The 22,668-nt window shown below is 58.8% G+C and carries 24 protein-coding genes; 10 read left to right on the top strand and 14 right to left on the bottom strand.

Annotation, left to right across the window (positions count from 1 at the left end; all coding sequences use genetic code 11):
- Positions 1 to 30: 30 nt before the first annotated feature.
- The 3 genes from MNODULE_RS03335 (at position 31) to MNODULE_RS03325 (ending at position 3,284) form a co-directional block, all read left to right on the top strand.
- Positions 31 to 1,557, top strand: coding sequence for an ABC transporter substrate-binding protein (locus MNODULE_RS03335; protein ID WP_168058057.1), 1,527 nt, complete (start codon positions 31 to 33; stop codon positions 1,555 to 1,557).
- A 1-nt stretch (position 1,558) separates the two neighbouring features.
- Entirely contained in the window at positions 1,559 to 2,302 is a 744-nt protein-coding gene (locus MNODULE_RS03330) for a gamma-glutamyl-gamma-aminobutyrate hydrolase family protein (protein WP_168058056.1), read from the top strand.
- Positions 2,303 to 2,528: 226 nt separating this feature from the next.
- Positions 2,529 to 3,284 carry a GlcG/HbpS family heme-binding protein gene (locus tag MNODULE_RS03325; RefSeq protein WP_202882102.1) on the top strand — a complete coding sequence of 252 codons (756 nt, stop codon included), beginning with the start codon at positions 2,529 to 2,531 and terminating at the stop codon, positions 3,282 to 3,284.
- Positions 3,285 to 3,307: 23 nt separating this feature from the next.
- On the opposite strand, the gene MNODULE_RS03320 is transcribed toward MNODULE_RS03325, so the two are convergent.
- Complete coding sequence (locus MNODULE_RS03320; protein WP_168058055.1) at positions 3,308 to 4,141, bottom strand: Fpg/Nei family DNA glycosylase; 834 nt, start codon at positions 4,139 to 4,141, stop codon at positions 3,308 to 3,310.
- 165 nt (positions 4,142 to 4,306) lie between these two features.
- Between MNODULE_RS03320 and MNODULE_RS03315 the strand changes: the two genes are divergently transcribed.
- Positions 4,307 to 4,678, top strand: a complete 372-nt coding sequence (locus MNODULE_RS03315; protein WP_168058054.1) for a DUF6496 domain-containing protein — start codon at positions 4,307 to 4,309, stop codon at positions 4,676 to 4,678.
- 85 nt (positions 4,679 to 4,763) lie between these two features.
- Here MNODULE_RS03315 and ettA read toward each other — a convergent pair whose 3' ends face one another.
- The 3 genes from ettA to MNODULE_RS25205 all read right to left on the bottom strand — a co-directional run bounded on the left by ettA (position 4,764) and on the right by MNODULE_RS25205 (position 8,828).
- The gene (gene ettA / locus MNODULE_RS03310) at positions 4,764 to 6,443 is read right to left on the bottom strand and encodes an energy-dependent translational throttle protein EttA (RefSeq protein WP_168058053.1); all 1,680 of its coding nucleotides are present in this window, start codon (positions 6,441 to 6,443) and stop codon (positions 4,764 to 4,766) included.
- Positions 6,444 to 6,824: 381 nt separating this feature from the next.
- Positions 6,825 to 8,387 carry a solute symporter family protein gene (locus tag MNODULE_RS03300; protein ID WP_168058052.1) on the bottom strand — a complete coding sequence of 521 codons (1,563 nt, stop codon included), beginning with the start codon at positions 8,385 to 8,387 and terminating at the stop codon, positions 6,825 to 6,827.
- Between the two features lie 3 nt (positions 8,388 to 8,390).
- Entirely contained in the window at positions 8,391 to 8,828 is a 438-nt protein-coding gene (locus MNODULE_RS25205) for a DUF485 domain-containing protein (protein WP_202882100.1), read from the bottom strand.
- 246 nt (positions 8,829 to 9,074) lie between these two features.
- Between MNODULE_RS25205 and MNODULE_RS03290 the strand changes: the two genes are divergently transcribed.
- Positions 9,075 to 9,503 (top strand): cupredoxin domain-containing protein, encoded by a 429-nt coding sequence (locus MNODULE_RS03290; protein WP_168058051.1) that lies wholly within the window; start codon positions 9,075 to 9,077, stop codon positions 9,501 to 9,503.
- 19 nt (positions 9,504 to 9,522) lie between these two features.
- Here MNODULE_RS03290 and MNODULE_RS03285 read toward each other — a convergent pair whose 3' ends face one another.
- On the bottom strand, positions 9,523 to 9,960 hold the full coding sequence (locus MNODULE_RS03285; RefSeq protein WP_168058050.1) for a VOC family protein: 438 nt from the start codon (positions 9,958 to 9,960) through the stop codon (positions 9,523 to 9,525).
- Positions 9,961 to 10,163: 203 nt separating this feature from the next.
- On the opposite strand from MNODULE_RS03285, the gene MNODULE_RS03280 reads away from it, so the two are divergent.
- Together MNODULE_RS03280 and mreB are read left to right on the top strand one after the other, a co-directional pair.
- Positions 10,164 to 11,159 carry an NAD-dependent epimerase/dehydratase family protein gene (locus MNODULE_RS03280; protein ID WP_168058049.1) on the top strand — a complete coding sequence of 332 codons (996 nt, stop codon included), beginning with the start codon at positions 10,164 to 10,166 and terminating at the stop codon, positions 11,157 to 11,159.
- A 133-nt stretch (positions 11,160 to 11,292) separates the two neighbouring features.
- Positions 11,293 to 12,342, top strand: a complete 1,050-nt coding sequence (gene mreB / locus MNODULE_RS03275) for a rod shape-determining protein (protein ID WP_168058048.1) — start codon at positions 11,293 to 11,295, stop codon at positions 12,340 to 12,342.
- A gap of 4 nt (positions 12,343 to 12,346) precedes the next feature.
- Here the strand turns inward: mreB and MNODULE_RS03270 are convergent, their stop codons facing one another.
- Positions 12,347 to 12,784 (bottom strand): c-type cytochrome, encoded by a 438-nt coding sequence (locus tag MNODULE_RS03270; RefSeq protein ID WP_168058047.1) that lies wholly within the window; start codon positions 12,782 to 12,784, stop codon positions 12,347 to 12,349.
- 291 nt (positions 12,785 to 13,075) lie between these two features.
- Here MNODULE_RS03270 and MNODULE_RS03265 point away from each other — a divergent pair, with 291 nt between their 5' ends.
- Positions 13,076 to 13,312 carry an AbrB/MazE/SpoVT family DNA-binding domain-containing protein gene (locus tag MNODULE_RS03265; protein ID WP_168058046.1) on the top strand — a complete coding sequence of 79 codons (237 nt, stop codon included), beginning with the start codon at positions 13,076 to 13,078 and terminating at the stop codon, positions 13,310 to 13,312.
- Positions 13,291 to 13,728: a putative toxin-antitoxin system toxin component, PIN family gene (locus tag MNODULE_RS03260; protein ID WP_168058045.1), complete on the top strand. Its 438-nt coding sequence runs from the start codon at positions 13,291 to 13,293 to the stop codon at positions 13,726 to 13,728. The genes MNODULE_RS03265 and MNODULE_RS03260 overlap by 22 nt, the downstream gene beginning before the upstream one ends.
- 16 nt (positions 13,729 to 13,744) lie before the next feature.
- Here MNODULE_RS03260 and MNODULE_RS03255 read toward each other — a convergent pair whose 3' ends face one another.
- From MNODULE_RS03255 to MNODULE_RS03230, 6 genes are all read right to left on the bottom strand, one after another.
- Positions 13,745 to 14,107 carry a hypothetical protein gene (locus MNODULE_RS03255; RefSeq protein ID WP_168058044.1) on the bottom strand — a complete coding sequence of 121 codons (363 nt, stop codon included), beginning with the start codon at positions 14,105 to 14,107 and terminating at the stop codon, positions 13,745 to 13,747.
- A 12-nt stretch (positions 14,108 to 14,119) separates the two neighbouring features.
- On the bottom strand, positions 14,120 to 14,974 hold the full coding sequence (locus tag MNODULE_RS03250) for a S1/P1 nuclease (protein ID WP_168058043.1): 855 nt from the start codon (positions 14,972 to 14,974) through the stop codon (positions 14,120 to 14,122).
- Positions 14,958 to 15,851 carry a TraB/GumN family protein gene (locus tag MNODULE_RS03245; RefSeq protein ID WP_168058042.1) on the bottom strand — a complete coding sequence of 298 codons (894 nt, stop codon included), beginning with the start codon at positions 15,849 to 15,851 and terminating at the stop codon, positions 14,958 to 14,960. The genes MNODULE_RS03250 and MNODULE_RS03245 overlap by 17 nt, the downstream gene beginning before the upstream one ends.
- A gap of 115 nt (positions 15,852 to 15,966) precedes the next feature.
- Positions 15,967 to 18,297 (bottom strand): heavy metal translocating P-type ATPase, encoded by a 2,331-nt coding sequence (locus MNODULE_RS03240; protein ID WP_168058041.1) that lies wholly within the window; start codon positions 18,295 to 18,297, stop codon positions 15,967 to 15,969.
- 79 nt (positions 18,298 to 18,376) lie between these two features.
- Complete coding sequence (locus MNODULE_RS03235) at positions 18,377 to 18,994, bottom strand: DUF502 domain-containing protein (protein ID WP_168058040.1); 618 nt, start codon at positions 18,992 to 18,994, stop codon at positions 18,377 to 18,379.
- 86 nt (positions 18,995 to 19,080) lie between these two features.
- A complete protein-coding gene (locus MNODULE_RS03230) occupies positions 19,081 to 19,815 on the bottom strand; it encodes an SDR family NAD(P)-dependent oxidoreductase (RefSeq protein ID WP_168058039.1) in 735 nt (244 codons plus the stop codon).
- 156 nt (positions 19,816 to 19,971) lie between these two features.
- On the opposite strand from MNODULE_RS03230, the gene MNODULE_RS03225 reads away from it, so the two are divergent.
- The gene (locus MNODULE_RS03225; RefSeq protein ID WP_168058038.1) at positions 19,972 to 20,745 is read left to right on the top strand and encodes a TerC family protein; all 774 of its coding nucleotides are present in this window, start codon (positions 19,972 to 19,974) and stop codon (positions 20,743 to 20,745) included.
- Between the two features lie 10 nt (positions 20,746 to 20,755).
- Here MNODULE_RS03225 and MNODULE_RS03220 read toward each other — a convergent pair whose 3' ends face one another.
- Together MNODULE_RS03220 and nagZ are read right to left on the bottom strand one after the other, a co-directional pair.
- Positions 20,756 to 21,400, bottom strand: coding sequence for a DedA family protein (locus MNODULE_RS03220; RefSeq protein ID WP_168058037.1), 645 nt, complete (start codon positions 21,398 to 21,400; stop codon positions 20,756 to 20,758).
- Positions 21,401 to 21,515: 115 nt separating this feature from the next.
- Complete coding sequence (nagZ, locus tag MNODULE_RS03215) at positions 21,516 to 22,622, bottom strand: beta-N-acetylhexosaminidase (RefSeq protein WP_168058036.1); 1,107 nt, start codon at positions 22,620 to 22,622, stop codon at positions 21,516 to 21,518.
- Between the last annotated feature and the right edge of the window lie 46 nt (positions 22,623 to 22,668).

Raw genomic sequence — 22,668 nt, 5'->3', positions numbered from 1 at the left:
TTCGTTTCTAAGGTAGGGGCACAGCATGCTGTGCCCCTACTGCATTTTTTACCCCTCATTTTTTTCCTTTTATTTTCCATCGGATGCACTTCCTCCCCCCCGGCCGATCCCCCCTTCGTCGTCGCCATCGAGGCGGCCCCGACGCAATTCGATCCGCGCCTTGCGACCGACGCTTATTCCGAGCGGATCGGCCAGCTCCTCTTCAGCCGTCTCCTTCGATCCGACGCCGCCGGCAGGAAGGTCCCCGATCTCGCGGAGCGCTGGGAGGTGGAGGGAGAAACCATTTACACTTTTCATCTGAGGAAGAATGTCCGGTTTCACGACGGCCGCCCGCTCACTTCCGAAGATGTCCGCTACACCTTCGAGAGCATCCTCGATCCGGCGCTGGCATCGCCCCATCGAAAAAGCTTTGAGATGGTCTCCCGAATCGAGACCCCCGATGCAGCGACGGTCCGTTTCATCTTAAAGAAACCCCATGCCCCTTTTCTCACCGAGATGACCAAAGGAATCGTCCCGAAACATCTGGCGGAAAAAGGGGGCCTCGGCACGCTCGCCTCTCACCCGATCGGATCGGGACCCTTTCGATTCGTCCGGTATGATCCGGATGAGGCCGTCGAGCTGGCCGCCTTCTCCGATTATTTCGACGGGGCGCCGGCGATCCCACGGCTTCTCTTTCGAATCATCCCGGAAGATTCGGTCCGCCTGCTCGAATTGGAGAAGGGAAACATCGATCTTCTTCAAAACGCCTTTCCTCCCGACGCCCTGCCTCGCCTTCAGCAGAACCCGCGGCTGAAGATCATTCAGGCCCCGAGCACCACTTACAGCTACCTCGGATTTAATCTCAACGATCCGATCCTACAAAAAAAACCGGTTCGGGAGGCGATCGCCCTGGCGATCGACCGCGATGCGATCACCGAGCACCTCTTCAAGGGGCTCGCCCGCCCCGCCGCCGGCCTCCTCTCCCCCTCCCACTGGGCTTATGCCGATTCGGTCAAAGTGTATCGATACGATCCGGAGGAGGCGAAGGAACGGCTCGACGAGGCCGGCTTTCCCGATCCTCCCGGACCGGCGCCGCGCTTTCATCTGGTCCATAAGACCTCGCAAAACGACCTGGCCCGAAGGGTGGTCGAAGTGATCCAACGCCAGCTCTCGGAAATCGGCATCGCCGTGACAATTCGAAACTACGAGTGGGGAACCTTCTACGGCGATATCAAATCGGGGAACTTCCAGATCTTCACCCTCTCCTGGGTCGGTGTGGACGATCCCGACATTTACCACAACCTCTTTCACTCGGAGAGCGTCCCGCCGAACGGGGCAAATCGCGTCCAGTATCGAAATCCCCGGATCGACCGACTGCTCGAGGCGGGAAGAATCACGCTCGACCCCGAAAAACGAAAGGCCGTTTATAATGAAATACAGCAAATCATCGCCGAAGAGCTCCCCTATGTCAGCCTCTGGCACACGATGAACGTGGCGGTGATGAAAAAAGAGGTGGAAGGATTTTATCTTTATCCGGACGGCGATTTTTATGGACTGAAGGAGGCGCGACGAAGATAGAATGAGACCGATCATCGGCATCACCAGCGATTACAACGACGGCGACCGGCCCGAATTCGGCGGCAAAATTCCGACCTGTTTTCTGCGCGACCGGTATGTGCACGCCATCGAGGCCACCGGCGGCATCCCCATGATCCTCCCGCCGCTCGCGTCTCCTTCCAATTCGGCGCGGTCGATCTTGGAGCGGATCGACGGCCTTCTCCTGACCGGAAGCGGACCCGACATCGACCCGGAGATCTACGGCGAGTTCCGGCGATTCCCTTTCAAGACGGTCCACCCGAAGCGGTTCTTACTGGAGCGGGAGCTCGTTCGACAAGCGAAGAAAAAAGGGATGCCGATTTTGGGCATCTGCGGCGGGATGCAGTTGATGAACGTGGCGGCGGGCGGGAGCCTCTATCAAGATATTAAGGGGCAAATCCCGAAAGCGATGCAGCACCAGCGCGGCGGGAAGCCGGCCCACCTGATCGAGGTGAAACAAGGGACCCTTCTTTCCAAGATCCTGAAGGGAGACCGGCTCCGCGTCAACAGCGCCCATCACCAGGGGGTCAAGCAGGTCGCGCCGGGATATGTTGTGAATGCGGAAGCCGACGATGGCGTGATCGAAGGGATCGAGGCGGTCGGCTATCCGTTCGTCCTCGGCGTGCAGTGGCATCCGGAGTTTTTAAATCCGGACGATCAGAGCACGACCCTCTTTAAAGCTTTCCTCAAGATGGCCGCCCGGCACGGCAAAAACAGCATCCGGTGATAACGCCCCTCTCTTCTTAGTCGTCATTCATTCCCCTGCATGAACCGAGCGATCCGCCTGTTTTAAGACAGGAACGAAGCGGAGGTAAGTAACGCTTCGATTTGTTGACTCCTCACACGCCCCCTTGATATCCTACGGTGGCTCCATTAAGTCAATCCAATAATCAGATTTCGTCGATTCAGGAAGAGGCCGATGAATTAAACCGATATCACAGAGGAGGAGCAAAATGAACCGGAGAAGACAAGCGTTGCTCGCTTTATTGGCGATTCTCTCAATGATCATCCTAACCGTCCCGGCGGGAGCGGCGGGACCGTGTGGCGGACTTCCCACCGCCGCGCAGTTGAAGGGCTTCTTGCAAAACGCCGCCGCGGGGGCCGGGATCAGCCCCGAATTGGGCCCCGGCGAAGGGGTCGGGGGGCTCTTCAACGGGGCGCGGATGTGGGGCGCGGTGGTCAATCGGGACGGAGAAATCTGCGCTTACACCACCTCCACGGCAGACCCCGCGCAGACATGGCCGGGCAGCCAGCAGATTTCAAAAGCAAAAGCGTTTACCGCCAATGCCTTCAGCAACGACATTCTCCCCCTCTCCACCGCAAACCTCTACCTTCTGACGCAGCCGGGCCATTCTCTTTATGGTCTCAATCAATCGAATCCGTTTGATCCCCAATTCCTGGCGCCCCCCGGAGGACAAGGAGGAGGACGGGGGAAAGTCGCGGGTGGGATTATCAGCTTCGGAGGAGGGGTCCCGCTTTACAGCGCGGAGGGCCGGATTATCGGCGGGCTCGGCGTGAGCGGCGATACCGCCTGCGCCGACCATGAAATTGCAAAGCGCGTCCGGGATCTGGCGCAGCTGAATCCAACGGGCGGCCCTTTGGTCGATGATATCAAATACATCGGCGCCGATCCTCCTCATCTCCTCTCTCACTCCCTCTGCATCAACACGGTGCGAAACGGTGATTTCGTAGGAGAGGAAGCGCCGTAGGGGAATCGGCGTTCACAACTAGTCTATTTCTTCGAAGGATCGGTCATTAATCCCGGCTGGCAGCGCCGGCAGAAATTGGTCGCGCGCTGCCAGGTTCCAACGGTGGCGATCTTCTGCTCGCATTTCGGACAGGGCTTCCCCCCTTTGCCATGGACCAGGAGAAAATCGCGGATCTTCAGATCGGTCCGAGCGCCCATCCGCTCCGCGACGATCTGCTTGGCCCGATTCAACACGGTCGGAATGGCGTCGTAGACCTTTTTCAGCTCTTCCTCCGAAAGATCGGTCTTCTTCCGAAACGGATAGATCCCCGCTTCAAAAAGGATTTCATCGACGTAGGCATTCCCGATGCCCGAGATCACTTTGGCATTCGTCAGCAATCCCTTCATTTCTCCCCGCCGCCCTTTTAACTGCTCCAGAAATCGCTCGAAGGTAAAATCAGCAGCCAGCGGGTCGGGGCCCTGCTCGAGAAATCCGGGAATAGACGAATAATCCCGCCCCGGCACCAGATAGAGCCGCCCCATCTGCTTCTCATCGGCATAACGAAGCACCTTGCCGGTCGAGAGGACAAACTCAAAGACCATTTCCCGCGGCGGTTTCTCCTCGGGGGCGACATAATAAAATCGGCCGACCAGCATCGGGTGGATGACGAGGCTCGCTTCTTTCAGACTGAAGAGAACATGTTTTCCGCGGCGGTCGATCGCCTCGATCTTCTCCCCCGGCAAGACCGACTCCGGCGTGACGGCGGGGGCGGAGCGAAGCATCCAGGGACGCTCGATGGAAAACGAGGTGATCGTCGCCTCGATGATCTGAGTGCGAAGATACGATACGATGGCGTCCAGATCGGGGATTTCGGGCATGTCCGCGTCCTCCTAAACCGCATCATAACGGATCGGCCTATTCTTAACAAGACTATCCTGAATGGATCGGAGTCCGCCTCGCGAGGCGCCCCCCTTCAAAAGGAGCCGCCGCTCATGTTATCCTTCTTGCAAGGGGGAAAACATCTTCATGAAAGGATGAGAACAATGCCTGAGAAGAAAACCGTTCAAGAAGCCCGCAAGGCGAAACGACAAGGAAAGAAACCGAGCACCCAGGCAGGCCCGTTTGTCAAAGAAGAAATCGAACATGTCCGAAAGGGAAAACATGGCGCGCGATCGACCAAGCAGGCGATCGCCATCGGCCTCTCGAAGGCGCGGCGCGCCGGAGTGAATGTTCCGAAGAAGGGAAAGGCCGCGAAGAAATCAACAAGCAGTCAAAGCAGCCGGAAGCGGAAGCCCTCCGCAAAACGCTCTCAAGCGACAACACGGGCGCTGAAACGCGAAGGACGGCAGGCCGCTTCTCATCGGGCGCTCTCTCGTCAGGGGAGGCAAGCGGCGCGGAGAAGGAAGACCGCTTAGACAACGATTTGTCATCCTGATGCGAAGCCGGAGCGCTGAGATCCTTCGCTTCGCTCAGGATGACAAAAAATAAGTGCAGTTTTCTCTAGCGTGTCAGCGGCTTGTACTTGATCCGATGGGGCTGGTCGGCCTCCGCGCCGAGGCGTTTGTGGCGGTCGGCCTCATACTCCTGGTAATTCCCCTCGAACCAGACCACTTTGCTGTCTCCCTCGAATGCGAGAATGTGCGTCGCGATCCGATCGAGAAACCAGCGGTCGTGGCTGATCACCAGGACGCAGCCGGCAAAATCAAGGAGCGCTTCTTCCACAGCGCGGAGCGTCTCCACGTCGAGATCGTTGCTCGGCTCGTCGAGCATCAAGACGTTCCCGCCGCTTTTGAGCAGCTTCGCAAGATGGACCCGATTGCGCTCCCCGCCCGAAAGCTCTTTAATCAGCTTCTGTTGATCGGTGTTCTTGAAATTAAATCCGCCGACGTACGCGCGGGAGGGAAGTTCCCGTTTTCCGACTTGGATCACGTCATTCCCGCCGGAGATCTCTTCCCAGACGTTTTTGTTATCATCCAGGGTATCGCGCGACTGATTGACATAGGCAATCTTAACGGTCTCGCCGACCCGAAGGGTGCCGCCGTCCGGTTTGTCCAATCCGGCGATCATGTTGAAGAGGGTCGTCTTCCCCGCGCCGTTCGGCCCGATGATCCCGACGATCCCGCCGCGCGGGAGGTTGAAGCTCAAGCCGTCGATCAAAAGCCGATCGCCGAACCCCTTCTTCAGATCGACCGCTTCGACGACGAGATCTCCGAGGCGCGGGCCGGGCGGAATCATAATATCTTTCGTCTCGTTTCGTGCCTGCGTTTCAACCGACGCCAATTCTTCATAGGCTTTGAGGCGCGCCTTGCTCTTGGCGTGACGCCCCTTCGGCGCGGTCCGAACCCATTCCAACTCATGCTTCAACGCCCGCTGGCGGGCGCTCTCCTGTTTTTCCTCCACCGCGAGCCGCTGCGATTTCTGATCGAGCCAAGAGGAGTAATTCCCCTCCCAGGGAATGCCGCGGCCCCGGTCGAGCTCCAGAATCCAACCGGCGGCGTTGTCGAGAAAATACCGATCGTGCGTCACCGCCACCACCGTCCCCGGAAACTTCGTAAGAAATTGCTCCAGCCAGGCCACCGATTCGGCATCGAGGTGGTTTGTCGGCTCATCGAGGAGAAGCATATCGGGCGCGGACAACAGAAGACGGCAGAGGGCCACCCGCCGCTTCTCACCGCCGGAGAGTTTGGTGACATCGGCCTCCCACGGCGGAAGACGCAGGGCGTCGGCGGCGACCTCCAGCTGCCGATCGAGCTCCCAGGCATTGACGGCGTCGATCCGCTCTTGAAGCTTTCCTTGTTTGTCGATCAGCGCCGTCATCTCATCGTCCGACATCGGCTCGGCAAACTTCGCGCTGACCGCGTTGAACTCATCGAGCAGCGCCTTCGTTTCGGCGACCCCCTCTTCCACATTGCCGCGGACGTTCTTGGTCGGATCGAGCTTCGGCTCCTGCGGAAGGAACCCGATTTTCACCCCCTTCGCCGGCTTCGCCTCCCCCAAAAAATCGGGATCGACCCCCGCCATGATCCGGAGCAGGCTCGATTTACCGGAGCCGTTGAGCCCCAACACCCCGATCTTCGCCCCGGGATAAAACGAGAGCGAAATATCTTCGAGGATCTTCCGTTTCGGCGGAACGATCTTTGTGACTTTATGCATTGTGTAGATGTATTGGTATGATGGCATTAAACCTTCCTTTCTCCTTAAAGAGTGCTCCCTCAATTCAGGCGCTTCAGAATCGCCTCCCAAATCTCAATGACGCCTAGCCTTTCAGCCAGCAACCAAGCCTGTTATCAAAATAAGGTATGTGGAGTCGCTCTAAGCTCTCTACAAGGGTCTGGAGAAGAAGATTAAATGGTTCCATGCGACATTCTTCTCACAACTTCGCGCCGAACTTGCTCTTCGCTCCACTCTGGATGACGCGCACTTAAAATGGAGGTAAGCATCCGGCGTGCGCTACGCCACATACCAAACCCAATGGCAATCCGCTCCCACGGCTCCTTCCGGCGCAGGACCTCTACCATCGCATCATCCATCACTTCAATCTGTCCTGGATCGAGTCTCACTTCAATGCCCTCCCGCCTTCTCCGCCCCAATGCCGGTGTTCGCCCTCACGATCAGCTCCGCAAACTTCGCCTCCGCCTGCGGCTCCCGACTCATCAACGTTCCAACCACCGCGCCGAGAAAACCAAGCGGGATGCTCAGAATGCCGGGATTGTCCAGCGGGAAGATCGGATCGGTTTTCATCACGCTGGGGGAGATCAGGATCAGACCGATGGAAGCGACCAGACCCGTCGCAAGCCCCATCACCGCGCCCGACGTGTTGAACCGCTTCCAGAAGAGCGACAGGACGATCACCGGCAGGTTCGCGGAAGCGGCCACTGCAAAAGCAAGCCCGACCAAGAAGGCGACGTTGGCGGTCGGGCCGAGCACAATCGCAATCGCAATCGAGACCGCCCCAACCACAAAGGTGGTGATCCGCGCGACACGGACCTCTTCGCCGGGGCGACGCTCCTTCCCGTGGTGCAGGACGTTGGTATAAAAATCGTGGGCGAACGAGGTCGACGCGCTGATCGTCAGACCGGCGACGACGGCCAGGATCGTCGCAAAGGCGATCGCCGAGATAAAGGCGAAGAAGATCTCGCCGCCGAGCACCTGTGCCAGAATCGGCGCGCTCATGTTGGTGCCGCCGTTGACCGCAATTTGATCCCGCCCGACGATCGTCGCCGCGCCGAACCCGAGAAAGGTCGTCAAGATGTAAAAAGCGCCGATGATCACCATCGCCCAGACGACGCTGACCCGGGCCGTCTTGGCGTCAGGGACGGTATAAAAACGGACCAGGATGTGCGGCAGCCCGGCGGTGCCGAAAAGAAGCGCCATCCCGAGCGAGATCAGGTCGAGCGCCCCATAGGGCGGCTTGAATTTCAGCCCCGGCTGGAGAAAGTCTTGCGTCACCGCCACCCCGTTTTTGTCATGATAAGTGACGCGAGAGATCGCCTCGAAGAAATTCCCGAAGCTGAAATCGAAATGGGCGAGGACGAAAAAGCTCAAGAGAAGGGTCCCCCCCATCAGCAGCACCGCCTTGATGATCTGCACCCAGGTTGTCGCCAGCATCCCGCCGAAAACGACATAAATAATCATCAACACCCCGACCCCGATGACGGCGGTCTGATAGCTGAGCCCGGAGTCTTTCAACAAGAGGCTCACCAGCGCCCCCGCGCCGACCATCTGCGCGATCATATAAAAAGTGCTGACGGTCAGGGTGGAGAGCGACGCCATCGCCCGGACCGGGCGCGGGCTGAGGCGATAGGCGAGGACGTCGGCCATCGTATATTTCCCCGCGTTCCGGAGCGGCTCCGCCACAATCAACAGGACGGTGAGGTAGGCAACCAGAAATCCGACCGAATACATGAAGCCGTCGTATCCCTGAAACGCAATCATCCCGGCGATTCCGAGGAAGGAAGCGGCGCTCATGTAATCGCCGGCGACGGCGAGCCCGTTCTGCCAGCCGGTGATCTGCCGATTCGCCGTAAAGAACGCCGACGCCCCGCTCGACCGCTTGGCCGCCCAATAAGTAATCGCCAGCGTAACTGCGATGAAGATCAAAAAGAGAAGAAGCGCCGTCGACATGGTCTACCTCCGCCGCTTCTTCAATTTGGCCAGGACCATCCCGATCATCCCGTCGAACCGCCCCGCCGCCCGCATGTAAAGCGCGGCGACGATCCAGGCCATGAAAAACTGGGAGAGGGCGAAAAGGTAGGCGAGGTTGACCGAGCCGATCACTTTGGTCTTCATCAATTCCGGCGCATAGCCGACCAGGATCGGGAGGGCAAAGTAGTAAACAACGAAGAAAATCGTGGTGGGAAGAATAAACTTCCGCTTGGCGGCCAGCAGCGCTTTGAACTCCGCCATCGCGGCCACCTTTTCCCAATCGACGACATCGACATCCTCATCCGCCGTCCGTTCGTGCGGCGGTTTGGTTTTTCCCCGTCCCATCGGCGCCACATCGGTCGCGGCGCCGACGTTCGGCGTCAAATCTCTTGAAGCCGATTTCTTCTTTTTTCCTGCCACGGCAGCGCTCCTTGGACCCTCCGGAATGAGCGATTCCATTCCAACTTTAAGCAGAATACCGGCCCGCCCCGCCCTCGTCAAGGGAATTGTTTTTCAAGCGGTTACCTCTCACCACCGACTCGGCGCAGGGGAATATGGAGGCCCATCAAGAGGCTTCCAATCACTCCCCAACTTGGGTATGCTGGAGGTAGAGATCAGCCCGCGTCTCAAGCTGGGCCGATCGCACAGATCAACGGGAGGAGGGACATGCAGACAATACGACGGGATCGAATTTTACTCTCTTTTTTCTTCGTTGCTTCCTTCTTCATCTTCGGCGATGCCGACTCGACCCTTCATGCGCAGGGGCCGGAGCGGGTCGAGGTGATCATCCGAAACTTTGCCTATGAGGTTCAGGGGGGGACGCTTCCCCCTGGCGTGCCGGCCACAATCGTCCTTCGGAACCTGGATCGGGTCGAACATGGCTTTGTCTCCCCCTTCTTTCAGGAGGTCGACGTTCAGGTGGAGAGCGGCGGAGCAACCACCTTCGGCCGGGGAATCAAGGGGGTCCATCTCACCCCGGAGAAGGAAATCGCGATCCGCTTCATCCCGCCGCGGGCGGGGAAGTTTACTTTTAACTGCGATATCCATCCGAATATGAAGGGAGAGGTCCTTCTTCTCTCGGTCGGTGCCGCGTGAGGAAACATCGGGCAGACCGCTACGGTTCTCCGCCCGTATCGCCGACCTCCCCGAATTCCCGCTCGCCGAAGATCGCCGAGTTGTGCCGGTACCATTTAAATTCGAGAAGATTGTGCGAAGGATCTTCCAGAAAAACGGTGGCATGCTCCAGCCGGGTTCCTTCGAACCGCCGGCGGGGCGATTGATAAAACCGAAGCCCCTTCTCTTTCGCCCGGTCGACCAGCGCCTGCCAGGCGCTTTCCTCCTTGAAGATCAGGCCGAAATGCCGCGGGTAGATCCCCTTTTGCCCCTCGGCCGCCGGCGCAAGATGGCCGACCAGTTGATGCCCCGCCAACTCCAGCGTGATCGCCCTGGACGACTCCCGCCCCAGGGCACAGCCGAGGCCGTCGACATAAAACCGCTTCGCCTCCTCCAGATCGGAAACCGGAAAGGCGAGATGAAAGATCACCCCCTCCATCGATCAGCCCCCTTGCTCAACCCCGCTCGATAGCAGCAGGATAACGATTCGGAGGGACCGGCGTCAAGCGCGTTTGCGAAGCCGATTGTTCCTTCTCTCAGCCCCAAAAACCCTAATAAAAATAAGGTGATCTAAATCACATTTGCTTGATCCTTTCGATTTCCCTTGTTATCATCGAGCACCCATTCCCTTCGGGAGCATCGATGCGGTACTTCATCACCGGCGCAACCGGCTTTGTCGGCGGCGCGATCGCGCGCCAACTGGCGGCGGCGGGACACCAGGTCACAGCACTCGTCCGCCATACTGACCGAGCGCACCACCTCGCCCGCCTCGGCATCGCGCTCCATCCCGGGGATATCACCGACAAAGAGAGCATGCGCGCCCCGATGACCGGCGCCGACGGGATCTTTCACGTGGCCGGGTGGTACAAGATCGGCTCCAAAACACCCGCCTTGGGAAAGAAAATCAACGTCGATGGGACGCGAAATGTCCTCGAGTTGATGAGAGAGCTTCGTATTCCGAGAGGGGTCTACACCAGCACCCTGCTCGTCTTCTCGGACACGCGGGGAAAGCTCGTGGATGAGGCGACCCATTACGAGGGGCCGTGGCTTTCGGAATACGAGCGAACCAAGTGGATGGCCCACACCCAAATCGCCGAGCCGATGATGAAAGAAGGCCTGCCGCTGATCATCGTGCTGCCCGGCCTGGTTTACGGACCGGGCGACACCAGCTCGGTCCGGAATCTCCTCATCCAATATTTGAAAGGACGGCTCCCGATCTCGCCCCAGAAAACGGCCTACGCTTGGGGACATGTTGAAGATATCGCCGAAGGCCATCTCCTCGCCATGGAGAAGGGACGGCCGGGGGAGCGCTATATCCTCGCCGGTCCGACACATACCTTGCAGGAGGCTCTGGCAATCGCCGAGCAAATTACCGGCATCAACGCCCCGCGGCTTCACCCCTCGCCGGCGCTCCTGCGGAGGCTCGCTCAAATCGTACGCTGGATCGAACCGATTCTTCCTCTTCCCGAATTTTATCGGTCCGAGAGCATTCGCGCCATCGCCGGGGTGACCTATATCGGGAGCGGCAAAAAGGCCCAACGGGAGCTTGGCTTTACGGCGCGGCCGCTGGAGGAGGGGCTGTGTGAAACGCTCCTTCATGAAATGAAGCTCTTGGGAATCCGATCCAAGAGGATTTGACGAAGACGCCTTAATTCGTCCGGAAATCGCACCTAGGATGCAAAGCGTATCGTCTCCCACATTGCTCCGAGGGACATTTGCGGTTATAATGGCCTCTCCCGGATTCTCGGAACTTTTTTGAATGAGGAAAGGTATGACACGTTTTAACGGACGGACACCCTGGTCGCGACCTTACGGGACGGCGGACATCTCGATCGATTTGGGAACGGCGAACACCCTCGTTTATATTCGGGGGCGCGGGATTGTTCTCAATGAGCCGTCGGTGGTGGCGGTCCGAGAAGTCGCCGGCGGAAAACAAGAGGTCGTCGCCGTCGGACTGGAGGCGAAAGCGCTCGTCGGAAAAACGCCTCATTCGATCACCACCATCCGCCCGATCAAAGAGGGGGTGATCGCCGATTACGATCTCGCCAAGGAGATGTTGGAGCACTTCATCCGCCGGTCCCGGCGGCCGTGGCAACTCGCGAAGCCCTCGATTGTCGTCACCCTTCCTCACGGCGTGACCGAAATCGAGAAGCGGGCCGTCGAAGAGGCCGGTTATTCGATCGGCGCAAAAAGGATCCTTCTGATCAAAGAGCCGATCGCGGCGGCGATCGGCGCCGGTCTTCCGGTGCTGGAACCGATCGGGAACATGCTCGTCGACATCGGCGGCGGGACGACGGAGGTGGCGGTCCTCTCCCTCGCCGGCATCGTCTACTGCCACTCGGTTCGGGTCGGGGGGGACGCGATGGATGAGAAGATCATCGAGATGGTGAAGCGGAAGCATCGCCTCTATATCGGCGAGCAGACCGCGGAGAAGGTGAAAATCGCCCTCGGGAGCGCCTGCTCCGACGGCACCGTCTACCGGGCGCGCATCAAGGGGCGCGATTCGGTCTCCGGCCTTCCGAAAATCGTGGAGGTCACCTCGGAAGAGATCGCGGAGGCGATCGCCGTCCCCCTGCGCGCCGTCGTCAATGCGATCAAAACGGCCCTCGCAAACACCCCCCCCGCGCTGGCGGGCGACATCGTCGAGCGGGGGATCATCATGACCGGCGGCGGTGCCCTCATCCGAAACATGGATATTCGCCTTCAGCGCGAAACGGGGCTCCCGATCCTCATCGACAAGGACGCCCTGCTGAGCGTCGCCCTCGGGGGCGGCAAAGCGATCGAGGACCCGGAGCTGCTCGAAGCGATCTCCAACAGCTGAACGGCTACTTCAAGCTCCTCTCGTAGAGAACCGCCTGCCAGGCCTCTTCCTCGCTGATCAGGCCGGTGTCGACGGCGGCGATCATTCCGGTGCCGGGAATTCCATTCTTCACCGCCCAGAACATCTCCCCGATGGACTTACACTGTTTGAATTGCGGATTGGTAAAGTTCCGGGGGGAGGGGTTCAGGGAGGCCGCCAGCATTCCATCTCCTTTCCCCGCCGGCCCGTGACAGCCCGCGCAGGCCCCCTTTCCATTGTAGATCTCTTTTCCTTTTTGAATCGTCTCCGGTGTTTCTGGAACCGGAGGCTTCATCCCCTTTAACTGCGCCAGCTCGCCCGCCGGCGCCCGCGGGGCGCAGGGATCTTTCTCCGCGGCGAGGGCGGACCAGGGCGTTGCAGCCAGGACGGCAATGAAGATGAATATTGCGGTGAGATGTCGCATCGGGTTTTCCTCCTTACAACAAGTGGTTAAGCAGCGTGGCGCTACGGCAATCTCGATCCCGCTTCCGTTCGATCAGTGTTTGACCGACGGGGCGGCGAGGGAGGATCTGAAGGATGTATCTGGTTTACGCGTGGGAACATTTCACTTGAATGATGTTAAGAATATTCTAGCGGATTGGGTCGAAGGGGATCAAGAGAAGCGGGCAGCCCTACTTCGACCGCCCTGTTAAAGGGGCTTGCCGGCGGATCTACTTTCTGGTATTCTTTTTATCGTAAAGTAAGGAGGTAAGGAATGCTGGCCAAGAAAACATCGAAAAACCAAATCACCCTTCCGAAGGAAGCGGTTCAGAAATTTCCCGGAATTGACTACTTTGAGGTTTCCGTTGAGGGAAATAAGATTGAGCTCAGGCCGGTGAAGGTCGGCTCCGCCGGGGCCTCTCTTGAGAAAATAAGAAAGAAGATCGAAGATCTCGGATTAACCGAGAAAGATGTAAAGGATGCCGTTCAGTGGGCCCGAAAAAAAGGCTAACAAAGCGGCTTCGGGTCGTCCTCGACACGAACATATTGATCTCCGCCCTTCTTTTCACCGGAAGAGCATCATCCCTTGTCCCGCTTTGGCGGGAAGAGCGGATCGTTCCACTTGTTTCCAAAGAGATCATTCAAGAATACCTTCGGGTCTTATCTTATCCAAAATTTTCCCTTACCGAACCGGAGATTCACACTCTGTTTCATGAAGAGATCCTCCTTTTTTCCGAAGTTGTCAAAATAATAGCGCCCTTTCCACCCACTTCCCGCGATCCTGCCGATGATCATTTTCTGTCCTGCGCCGTTTCCGGCAAGGCTGACGCCCTCGTGACCGGGGATCATGACCTCCTGATCATCAAAAGAATCGGCCGCTGCCCCATTCTGTCCCTCGACACCTTTCTAAAAAAATTTTCTTCCTAAAGATGTCACCGCTCCGTCACCCGCCGCGCAGCAACGCCACCAGATCGCTCACCGTTTTGGCGCGGATTTCCAGCTCCGGGAGCATCCGCTTTGCGTCTTTCACCGCGGCGCCCCACGTCTCCGGATGGCCGGCCTCCTGGCGAATCCGCGAGACCTCTTTTTCGATCTGCTCTATGTTTTGTTTCACGACGTGGTTCTTTGCGAGGGGAACCGCCAAATGATCTCGGAGCTGATCGAGCTGCTGGTTGAGAAGATCTTCCGGCAATTCGACCGGACCCTCCGGGTTGATCACCATCCGGAGCGCCTGCGCGAGATAAGCATAATACATTCCGATCTGCATCGCCGCTTTCAGCCCCATCTCCTGTCGATCTTCGGTCATCACCGCTCCTTTTTATTTTCCGGTTTGGAACGTCTCGTTCAACACCCGCGCCAGCCGCACGCCGGCCTTGGCGAGAAGTTCGTCCATCACCGGACGACTCTTTTCAAGATAGTTCTTGGAAAGTCTTCGATTCTTCGGGAGGCGATACGCCACGTCGACCGCGGCGCGATGGGCCTCCAGCGCCCAATCGACCACCGTTCCTTTTCGAAGATCCGGGATCGACCGCTTCTTCAGCCACAGTTGAAGATGCGCGACGTAGGCCGCCTCGCTCAAGCCGGTCTGATCGATCAGGCCCGAATCCCAAACCGTGTGGAGGTTCCACGGCCTCTCACTGAAAGGATAAATTTTCTCTCCGAAAAAGATGACCTGCACATCGTTCCCGCCGCGGTCTCCCCGGTCGGCCGTGTGGAGCGGCTGGTGGAGATCGGCGACGAAGTGGACGAGAAATTTTAACGCTTCGGCCCGCTCTTCCGCAGGACGATCCCGATCGGAAAGAATCCGCCGGAACCGCTCGATCACGGCAATCACACAGTCGCCTCCGGCGCAGTCCCGCTTCGGATCATAGCCCGATGCTTTGAATGGGATATCGACGAAGTGCCAGGGGGCGGTCTCGGGACGGTCCCCCCGAACCCGGTCGGCCCAGTCTGCGACCGATGCAAGGGAGGCCTCTCCGATCAACACCCGGGTCTCTTTGCGCGCCTGCTCGCCCAGTAAGCGCTCCGCCACATCGGCGACGATCCGATGCCCCGTCTCGCCCCAGGCATAAAGAGCGTGGGGGAAAAGGAGAAAAAGAAAGGAGAGGAAAAAGAGAATCAGTCGGCTTCGATCCCCCCGCGGGCCGGCCTGCGGTTTACATCTGTTCGACAACGTAGCCCTTCTTCCGAAGAAGATCGACGATGCTCCCCTTGCCGACCAGGTGCCCGGCCCCGACGACGACAAAATAACGATGCTTTGTTTCGAGGAACGCTTCGATATCGGACGTCATTTGGGCGTTCCGCTCGTAGATCAGCTTATCGTAAACCGGCGTTAATTCCGGCTCGTCGGTCATGCTCTGGAAGATCAGCGCCTCAATCGCGCCCCCATCCCCGACCTGCCACCCTTTCATGATCGAATCCATCTGCTCGGCAAGCAGGTCCATATCGGAGAGGGTGTAACGGAGAAAGAGCTCCTGGAGGCGATCGGAGAAGCTGTCGAAGAGGCCGACCTGATATTCCACCGTCTCGAACGCCGTGATCTGCTTCTTCCCCTTGGCCCGGGTGAGAAAATGGTCATCGATCCCATATTTTTTGTCGAACCCCAGACGCTGCAGCTCGACCGATTGAAGCATGACCGCCAGGACCCACGGCTTGAACCGCTTGAACGGCTCCATCGGCATGCCGGCCTCTTGAAACTTCTTCTCCACCAGCGCGTAGGTCTCCGTTGAAATCTTCCGGTCGAGCGTTTCCGGCGGAGGATAACTTCCGTATTGGACGAAGAGCGATTGAAGCCGGTCCATGTCGAATTCGTCGGGATCGATTTCGACCACCAGCGTGTCGGATTGGTCGAAAGCCGCTTCGATGGATGGATGGAGCGGATAGATCTCCGGCTTGGCGACATGGATGGAGCCGAGAAGGTAAACCGCGGCGGTCTCCGACCGGACCGACCAGAGAAAGCTCTTCTGAGCGGAGGGGGCCTCTTTCGGAACAGAGGCGCAGGAGAATTGAAGAAAGAAAACCATTAGAAGGAAGGGCCGGAAAAGATGCATTCTCTCTCCTTTTTATAAAGAACAATGGATTATAAGTTTTCATGGGGAGAAAGAAAAGGAAAAAGACAAAAACGGAACGAGACGGTAACAAAGAAGAACTGGAAGCCGACGTCGGCTAGAGCGGGACCTTCCGCAGCCGCAGCGCGTTGCCGATGACGGAGACCGAGCTCAAGCTCATCGCCGCGGCGGCGATCATCGGGCTGAGGAGGATGCCGAAGAAAGGATAGAGGACCCCGGCGGCGATCGGAACCCCCAGGACATTATAAATGAAGGCGAAGACCAGATTCTGCCGGATGTTCCGCATCGTCGCGCGGCTGAGCCTGAAGGCGCGGACCACCCCGCGAAGGTCTCCCTTCACCAGGGTCACAGCGGCGCTCTCGATCGCCACATCGGTCCCCGTTCCCATCGCGATCCCGACGTCGGCTTGCGCCAATGCAGGAGCATCGTTGATCCCGTCGCCGGCCATCGCCACGCGATGCCCCTCTGCTTGAAGACGTTTGATCCTCTCCCGTTTCTGATCGGGGAGAACCTCGGCGATCACTTCGTCGATCCCAAGCTTCCGGGCAACCGCTTCGGCCGTCGTCCGGCTGTCTCCGGTGAGCATCACCGTTCGAATTCCCTCCCCCTTCAACGCGGCGATCGCCTCGGGGGTGGATTCTTTGATCGGATCGGCCAGGCCCAGCAGCCCCGCCGGTTTGTCGTCGACCGCCACAAAAATCACCGTCTGGCCGTCGCGGCGGAGAATTTCGGCCTGCTCGGCCAGATGATCGAGCGGCAGCTTCAGCTCCTCGAAGAGGGCCCGGTTGCCGAGCGCCACCTTCCGGCCGTCGACGGTCGCCGCCACCCCTTTTCCGGTGATCGACCGGAAGTCCTTTGCTTCCGTCAGACGGAGCCCTCTTTCCGTCGCCCCCGCCACAATCGCGCCGGCGAGCGGGTGCTCGCTCCCCCGCTCCAGACTCGCGGCAAGCCGGAGAAGGTCGGCCTCGTCCCATCCCGCTTCCGGGAGAATCGTCATCAAACGGGGACGCCCTTCAGTGAGGGTCCCGGTTTTGTCGCAGACGAGGGTATCCACCTTCTCCAAAACCTCGAGCGCTTCGGCATTCTTGAAGAGGACCCCGGCGGTCGCGCCGCGCCCGGTGGCGACCATGATCGACATCGGCGTCGCCAACCCCAACGCGCAGGGGCAGGCGATGATCAAAACGGCGACGGCATTGACGATCGCGTAGGCCAATCGCGGCTCGGGCCCGATCGCCCACCAGACGACAAACGTGACGGCGGCCACCCCTACCACGATCGGAACGAAATAGGCCGAGACGACATCGGCGAGCCGCTGTATCGGGGCGCGGCTCCGCTGCGCTTCGCTCACCATCCGGACGATCTGGGCGAGCAGCGTGTCGGCGCCGACCCGCTCGGCCCGCATGATGAAGCCGCCGGTCGCGTTGACCGTTCCCGCCGTCACACGGCTCCCCGGCCCTTTTTCGACCGGGATTGGCTCGCCGGTGATCATCGACTCATCGACGGAGCTGCTTCCTTCCACAATCACCCCGTCGACCGGAATCCGCTCCCCCGGCCGGACCCGGAGGAGATCCCCCGGTTGCACCCGCTCCAGCGGAACATCTTCCTCCGTCTGACCCCGAAGCCGCCGTGCGGTCTTCGGGGTCAAGCCGAGGAGCGCGCGGATGGCGCTGCTCGTTTGGCTTCGGGCGCGCAGCTCCAATACCTGACCGAGCTGAACCAGAACGATAATCGCCGCGGAAACCTCGAAATAAACCGGAACCTGGCCATGGTGTCCACGGAGCGTTTCCGGAAAGAGCTCCGGGAAAAGGATCGCCGCGACACTGTAGAGGTAGGCGATCCCGGTTCCGATGGCGATGAGGGTGAACATATTGAGCGAGCGGTTGACGATCGAGCTCCAGCCCCGCTGAAAGAAGGGCCATCCCCCCCAGAGAACAACCGGCGTCGCAAGGAGAAATTGAATCCAGGCAAGGATCCGAGGCGACGCGATTCCCCCGAGCGGATTTCCCGGAATCATCTCCGACATCGACAGCAGCACCAGCGGGAGGGTTAGAACAGCGCTGATCCGGAAGCGGCGGGTCATATCGACCAGTTCGGGGTTGACCTCCTCTTCGACCGTGACCGTCCTCGGCTCCAGCGCCATCCCACACTTCGGGCAAGCGCCCGGACCGAGCTGCCGGACCTCCGGGTCCATCGGACAGATATATTCGGTCCCCGGCGGGGGGGGAGGAGAGGGCACGGCCGCCGGCGCCCCCTCCAAAAACTGAGCGGGTGACTCCCGGAACCGGTCGAGACAGAACTGAGAGCAGAAATAATAGGTCTTCCCCTGATAGTCAAACGTTCCCACCGACTCTTCCGGCGTGATCTCCATCAGGCAGATCGGATCGGTAAAGGTTTTTTTCGCCTTTTCACCCTGCGTTTCGGCAGACATGCTTCTCCCTGAACAAATGACCCATCATATGCATCCTAAAAAGATATTCTATTACAGGTTCGGCGTGAATACCACCCTGTTACGGCAGCACCTTCGAGGCGGCCGCCTGTCGAATGTCCCCTTTGACTGAACCCCCGGCGGAGAGGGCGAATGTCGCCCCTTCCTGCAGCGTCATCTCCGTCCGGACAATGCGGGCTCGATCGACGATGTGAACGGCGCCGAGATAAAGGTGATTGCTCGGAATGAAAACGGAGGCGAGGTCACGCCTCGATCCATCTTCTTGCAGCAGGCTGAACTCGCTGGTCAGGAACCCGGCGTTGAAACCTTCTCCATTGAGCTGTTTGATCAGAACGAACTCTTTAAAACCGGAAGGATTGGAGGGGTTGAAGCTGTCGACGATCTGCTTGATGCCGCGGTAGAGCCCTTTCACGATCGGAAGGCGATCCAAGAACCGATCCATCCACCCGATGAACAACGCGCCGCCCACACTGGGAACGATCAAGCCGGCGATCAAAATGATCGCCGCCGTCGCAAGGACCCCGAGCCCCCAGACCTCGACCCCGATAACACGGCGGAGCCAAGGCTGGGCCACGCTGTCGACCGCATGGAAGAGCCAGATCAGCAGGGTCACGGTGAGGTAAAGGGGCAACAGGGCGAGCAGCCCCGTCAACATGGTATTCCGAAGTTGCTTCATCATTATCTTCTCCATAAATCGGAATGCGGCGTTATTCTTTCATCTTTATATTTTAACTCCCCATCCGAAATCCGCACCCCGCATTTCCTTTATACTCCCCATCCCCCGCTCAGATGGATATTTCCCCCGGTCACATAGCGGGCTTCGTCGGAGAGGAGGAAACGGGCGACCGACACCGCGTCGGAGAGCTCCCCGACGTAGCCGGCCGGAATATTTTTGATCATCCCGGCCATCTCCGACTCCGGGGCGCTCCCCGATCGGATGAAGCCGGGGGAGATCGCGTTGACGGTGATCCCATGCGGCGCCAAAAGCTTCGCAAGAGATCGGGTCAGTATCAAAACGCCGACCTTGGCGATGTAGTGCCCCGTGATCTGCGGCTGACCGATCATCTGGTCGGCGTTCGCCATGCTGAAGCTGACGATCCGTCCCCACCGGCGTTCCCTCATCCCGGGGGCGACCAGCCGGCTGAGATAAAAGAGAGGATGAAGATTGTGATCGAACATGGCATGCCATCCCTCGATCGTCTCCTCCAGGAGATTCACCCGATGGTAGGGGCCCGCCGCGTTGATGAGGGCATCGATCCGCCCCCACTCCCCTTCGACCTGTTTTACAAAGGCCTCGGCCGCTTTCGGATCGGAGACATCGGCCCGGACCGAAAGGGCCCGCGCCCCCTTCTTCCGGATCGCCTCCGCCGTCTCGCTCCCCTCCTTCTCGCTCGTCCGATAACAGAGCGCCACCGACCATCCCCGCTCGGCGAGATCGAGCCCGACGGCGCGACCGATCCCCTTCGCCCCCCCCGCGATTACCGCAACCCGCTCCGACATGATCGCTCCCTCCCGTCCGACAACCGTTCTCTGTATCGTCTCATTTCCGATTTCAGTCAACACCGGACGATTGACTTACGCTCGGTTTCATATTATAAATTCCCGGCTTAGAAAACAACTCTATCGAACCACTTTTTATTACGGAGGCTCTCATCTGTGGACTGGCTCGCTGATCCTCAGGCGTGGATTGCTTTAACGACCCTTACGGCGCTGGAGATCGTCCTCGGGATCGACAACATCATCTTTATCTCCATCCTCGCCGGAAAGCTCCCCGAGAGCGAGCAGCCCAAAGCCCGCACCATCGGCTTGATGCTGGCGATGATCACCCGGGTCGGGCTTCTCTTCTCTCTTTCCTGGATCATGCGCCTGACCGCTCCGATCGTGACGATCTTTTCCAACGAGATTTCGGGACGCGATGTCATCCTGCTGGCCGGCGGCCTCTTCCTTCTCGCCAAGAGCACGCACGAAATTCATGAGAAGCTGGAGGGGGAGGAGGGGCGCGCTTCGTCCAAAGCGGCCGCCTCATTCGCCAGCGTGATTGTTCAAATTCTTTTGCTCGACATCGTCTTCTCGCTCGACTCGGTGATCACGGCGGTCGGGATGGTCGATCGGATCTCGATTATGATCGTCGCGGTGATGATCGCCGTCGTCTTCATGATCTGCTTCGCGGGCGCGATCAGCGATTTCGTCCACCGCCATCCGACCGTGAAGATGCTCGCCTTAAGCTTTCTTCTCTTGATCGGGGTGACGCTGGTCGCCGAAGGGCTCGATCAACACTTCCCCAAAGGGTACATTTATTTCGCCATGGCTTTCTCCGTTTTTGTCGAGATGCTGAACTTAAAGATGCGGGGACGCGCCGCGGCGCCGGTCAAGCTTCGGGAGCCTTATATTGAGGGAGAAGGCAACAGGGTCGTGCCGGGACCGGATTGAGGGGATAAACCTAGACCGCCCGAGCGCGCCGCGCCCGAACCAACTCGATGACCCCGGGTAAAATCGAGACCACGATGATGCCGAGAATCACCAGGGTGAAGTTCTTCTTCACCACCGGAATGTTTCCGAAGAAGTACCCCGCATATAAAAACGAGCTGATCCAAACCAGCCCGCCGACGACGTTGTATACGGCGAAGTGCCAGTAGCGCATCCGGCCGATCCCCGCGACGAAGGGGGCGAAGGTCCGGATGATCGGGACGAATCGGGCGAAAATAATCGTCTTGCCGCCGTATTTCTCATAAAACCGGTGCGTTCGATCGATATATTCCTTTTTGATGAATCGGCTGTCTTCTCTCTGAAGGAGCTTGGAACCGATCTTGTAGCCGATCCAGTAGTTCACCGCATCCCCGACAATCGCCGCAATACTCAGAAGGATGAAGAGCCACCCGACATTCAGCGAACTCCCGGCGGCGAGGGCACCGACCCCGAAGAGGAGGGAGTCGCCCGGAAGAAAAGGGGTCACCACCAAACCGGTCTCGCAAAAAATAATTAAAAAGAGAATGAGATAGGTCCAGAGGCCGTAGTTCTCGAAGACCCAGGTAAGATGTTGATCAAGGTGGAGGAAGAGATCGATGAAAGTCTGAATCAGTTCCACGACAATCCATGGGGGGGGGTCAATATTGCGGGCCCAGGTTTCCGTTCCAAAGCAGCATGATCCGATTGGATGGAAACTGAAGACATCCTAAAAGCGGACAGGCAAAGAATAAGTCTTATCTCTTCACCCCGCGGACCGGCATCGTTTCGCTTCTCTTCTCGATCTCCTCGACCAAGGATCGATGCGCCTCGCAGCCGACGACCTGCTTGATCTTCTTCGGCTGCGGCGCCTGATGGGGAAGAAGGAACCGCTCTTTCAGGCTGAGGATGCGACTCAGCGACTGGTTGAGGCGCTCCTGGGTAATCGTCCCCTTCTCCACGGCGTGAATCAATGCCTCGAGGACCGCTTTCTGCTGATCGAGCGAATGACAGACCAAAATCAAATCCGATCCCGCCTGGACCGCCCTCACCGCCGCTTCGGGGACGGTGAAACCGTCGGTGATCCCCTTCATCTCCAGATCGTCGGTCACCACGAGCCCCTCGAACTGAATCGTTTTGCGGAGCAGTTGAGAGATGATCTTTTTAGAAAGGGAAGCGGGGTATTTTTCGTCTAGCTTCGTGTAGAGGACGTGGGCCGTCATGACGGCATGGAGACGGTTTTCGACCGCATGAATAAACGGCTTCAGCTCCAAATCGGCCATCCGGTGGAGAGAATGGTCGACGCGCGGCAGGGTCTTGTGCGAGTCGGCGGCGGTATCCCCGTGGCCGGGGAAGTGTTTGCCGCAGGCGATCACCCGCTGATCGTGCAGGGCGGCGATCGTCGCAAGCCCATGTTTCGAGACAAGGGTCGGGCTGGCCCCGAAGGCGCGGTCTCCGATGATCGGGTTCTTCGGATTGGTATCGACATCAAGCACCGGAGCGAAATTCATATTGATGCCGACCGCCGCCAGCTCCTTCGCCATCGCTTCCGCGCAACTGTAAGTGAGATCGACCGAGTCGCAGTGGCCGAGCGTCCGCGCCGGCGGAAACTGGGTGAAGGGGGGGGCGAGGCGCGAAACCCGGCCTCCTTCTTGATCGACGGAGATGAAGAGGGGCGCATCGGGCGCCGCCTTCTGTAACGATTCGGTCAGCTTGGCGCATTGGGCCGGATCTTTGATGTTCCGGGAGAAGAGAATGACGCCGCCGATGTGGTGTTTTCGAATCAATTCCTCCACCCCTGCGGAAGGGGCGGTTCCATCAAACCCCACCATCAGGAGTTGGCCGATCTTATGGGTCACTTTCATATGAGTCCTCCCCCGCTGGTAAAATGGTGTAAGGGGCGTGATTGAT

This window comes from Candidatus Manganitrophus noduliformans (assembly GCF_012184425.1).
In the GTDB taxonomy this organism is placed as follows: Bacteria; Nitrospirota; Nitrospiria; order SBBL01; family Manganitrophaceae; genus Manganitrophus; species Manganitrophus noduliformans.
This window is presented reverse-complemented; position numbering and strand designations above follow the sequence as displayed.

Coding starts and splice junctions, on each gene's coding strand:
- MNODULE_RS03330 (WP_168058056.1), top strand. CDS start 1,559: ATGAGACCGATCATCGGCATCACCAGCGATTACAACGACGGCGACCGG.
- MNODULE_RS03325 (WP_202882102.1), top strand. CDS start 2,529: ATGAACCGGAGAAGACAAGCGTTGCTCGCTTTATTGGCGATTCTCTCA.
- MNODULE_RS03320 (WP_168058055.1), bottom strand. CDS start 4,141: ATGCCCGAAATCCCCGATCTGGACGCCATCGTATCGTATCTTCGCACT.
- MNODULE_RS03315 (WP_168058054.1), top strand. CDS start 4,307: ATGCCTGAGAAGAAAACCGTTCAAGAAGCCCGCAAGGCGAAACGACAA.
- ettA (WP_168058053.1), bottom strand. CDS start 6,443: ATGCCATCATACCAATACATCTACACAATGCATAAAGTCACAAAGATC.
- MNODULE_RS03300 (WP_168058052.1), bottom strand. CDS start 8,387: ATGTCGACGGCGCTTCTTCTCTTTTTGATCTTCATCGCAGTTACGCTG.
- MNODULE_RS03290 (WP_168058051.1), top strand. CDS start 9,075: ATGCAGACAATACGACGGGATCGAATTTTACTCTCTTTTTTCTTCGTT.
- MNODULE_RS03285 (WP_168058050.1), bottom strand. CDS start 9,960: ATGGAGGGGGTGATCTTTCATCTCGCCTTTCCGGTTTCCGATCTGGAG.
- MNODULE_RS03280 (WP_168058049.1), top strand. CDS start 10,164: ATGCGGTACTTCATCACCGGCGCAACCGGCTTTGTCGGCGGCGCGATC.
- mreB (WP_168058048.1), top strand. CDS start 11,293: ATGACACGTTTTAACGGACGGACACCCTGGTCGCGACCTTACGGGACG.
- MNODULE_RS03270 (WP_168058047.1), bottom strand. CDS start 12,784: ATGCGACATCTCACCGCAATATTCATCTTCATTGCCGTCCTGGCTGCA.
- MNODULE_RS03265 (WP_168058046.1), top strand. CDS start 13,076: ATGCTGGCCAAGAAAACATCGAAAAACCAAATCACCCTTCCGAAGGAA.
- MNODULE_RS03255 (WP_168058044.1), bottom strand. CDS start 14,107: ATGACCGAAGATCGACAGGAGATGGGGCTGAAAGCGGCGATGCAGATC.
- MNODULE_RS03245 (WP_168058042.1), bottom strand. CDS start 15,851: ATGCATCTTTTCCGGCCCTTCCTTCTAATGGTTTTCTTTCTTCAATTC.
- MNODULE_RS03240 (WP_168058041.1), bottom strand. CDS start 18,297: ATGTCTGCCGAAACGCAGGGTGAAAAGGCGAAAAAAACCTTTACCGAT.
- MNODULE_RS03235 (WP_168058040.1), bottom strand. CDS start 18,994: ATGATGAAGCAACTTCGGAATACCATGTTGACGGGGCTGCTCGCCCTG.
- MNODULE_RS03230 (WP_168058039.1), bottom strand. CDS start 19,815: ATGTCGGAGCGGGTTGCGGTAATCGCGGGGGGGGCGAAGGGGATCGGT.
- nagZ (WP_168058036.1), bottom strand. CDS start 22,622: ATGAAAGTGACCCATAAGATCGGCCAACTCCTGATGGTGGGGTTTGAT.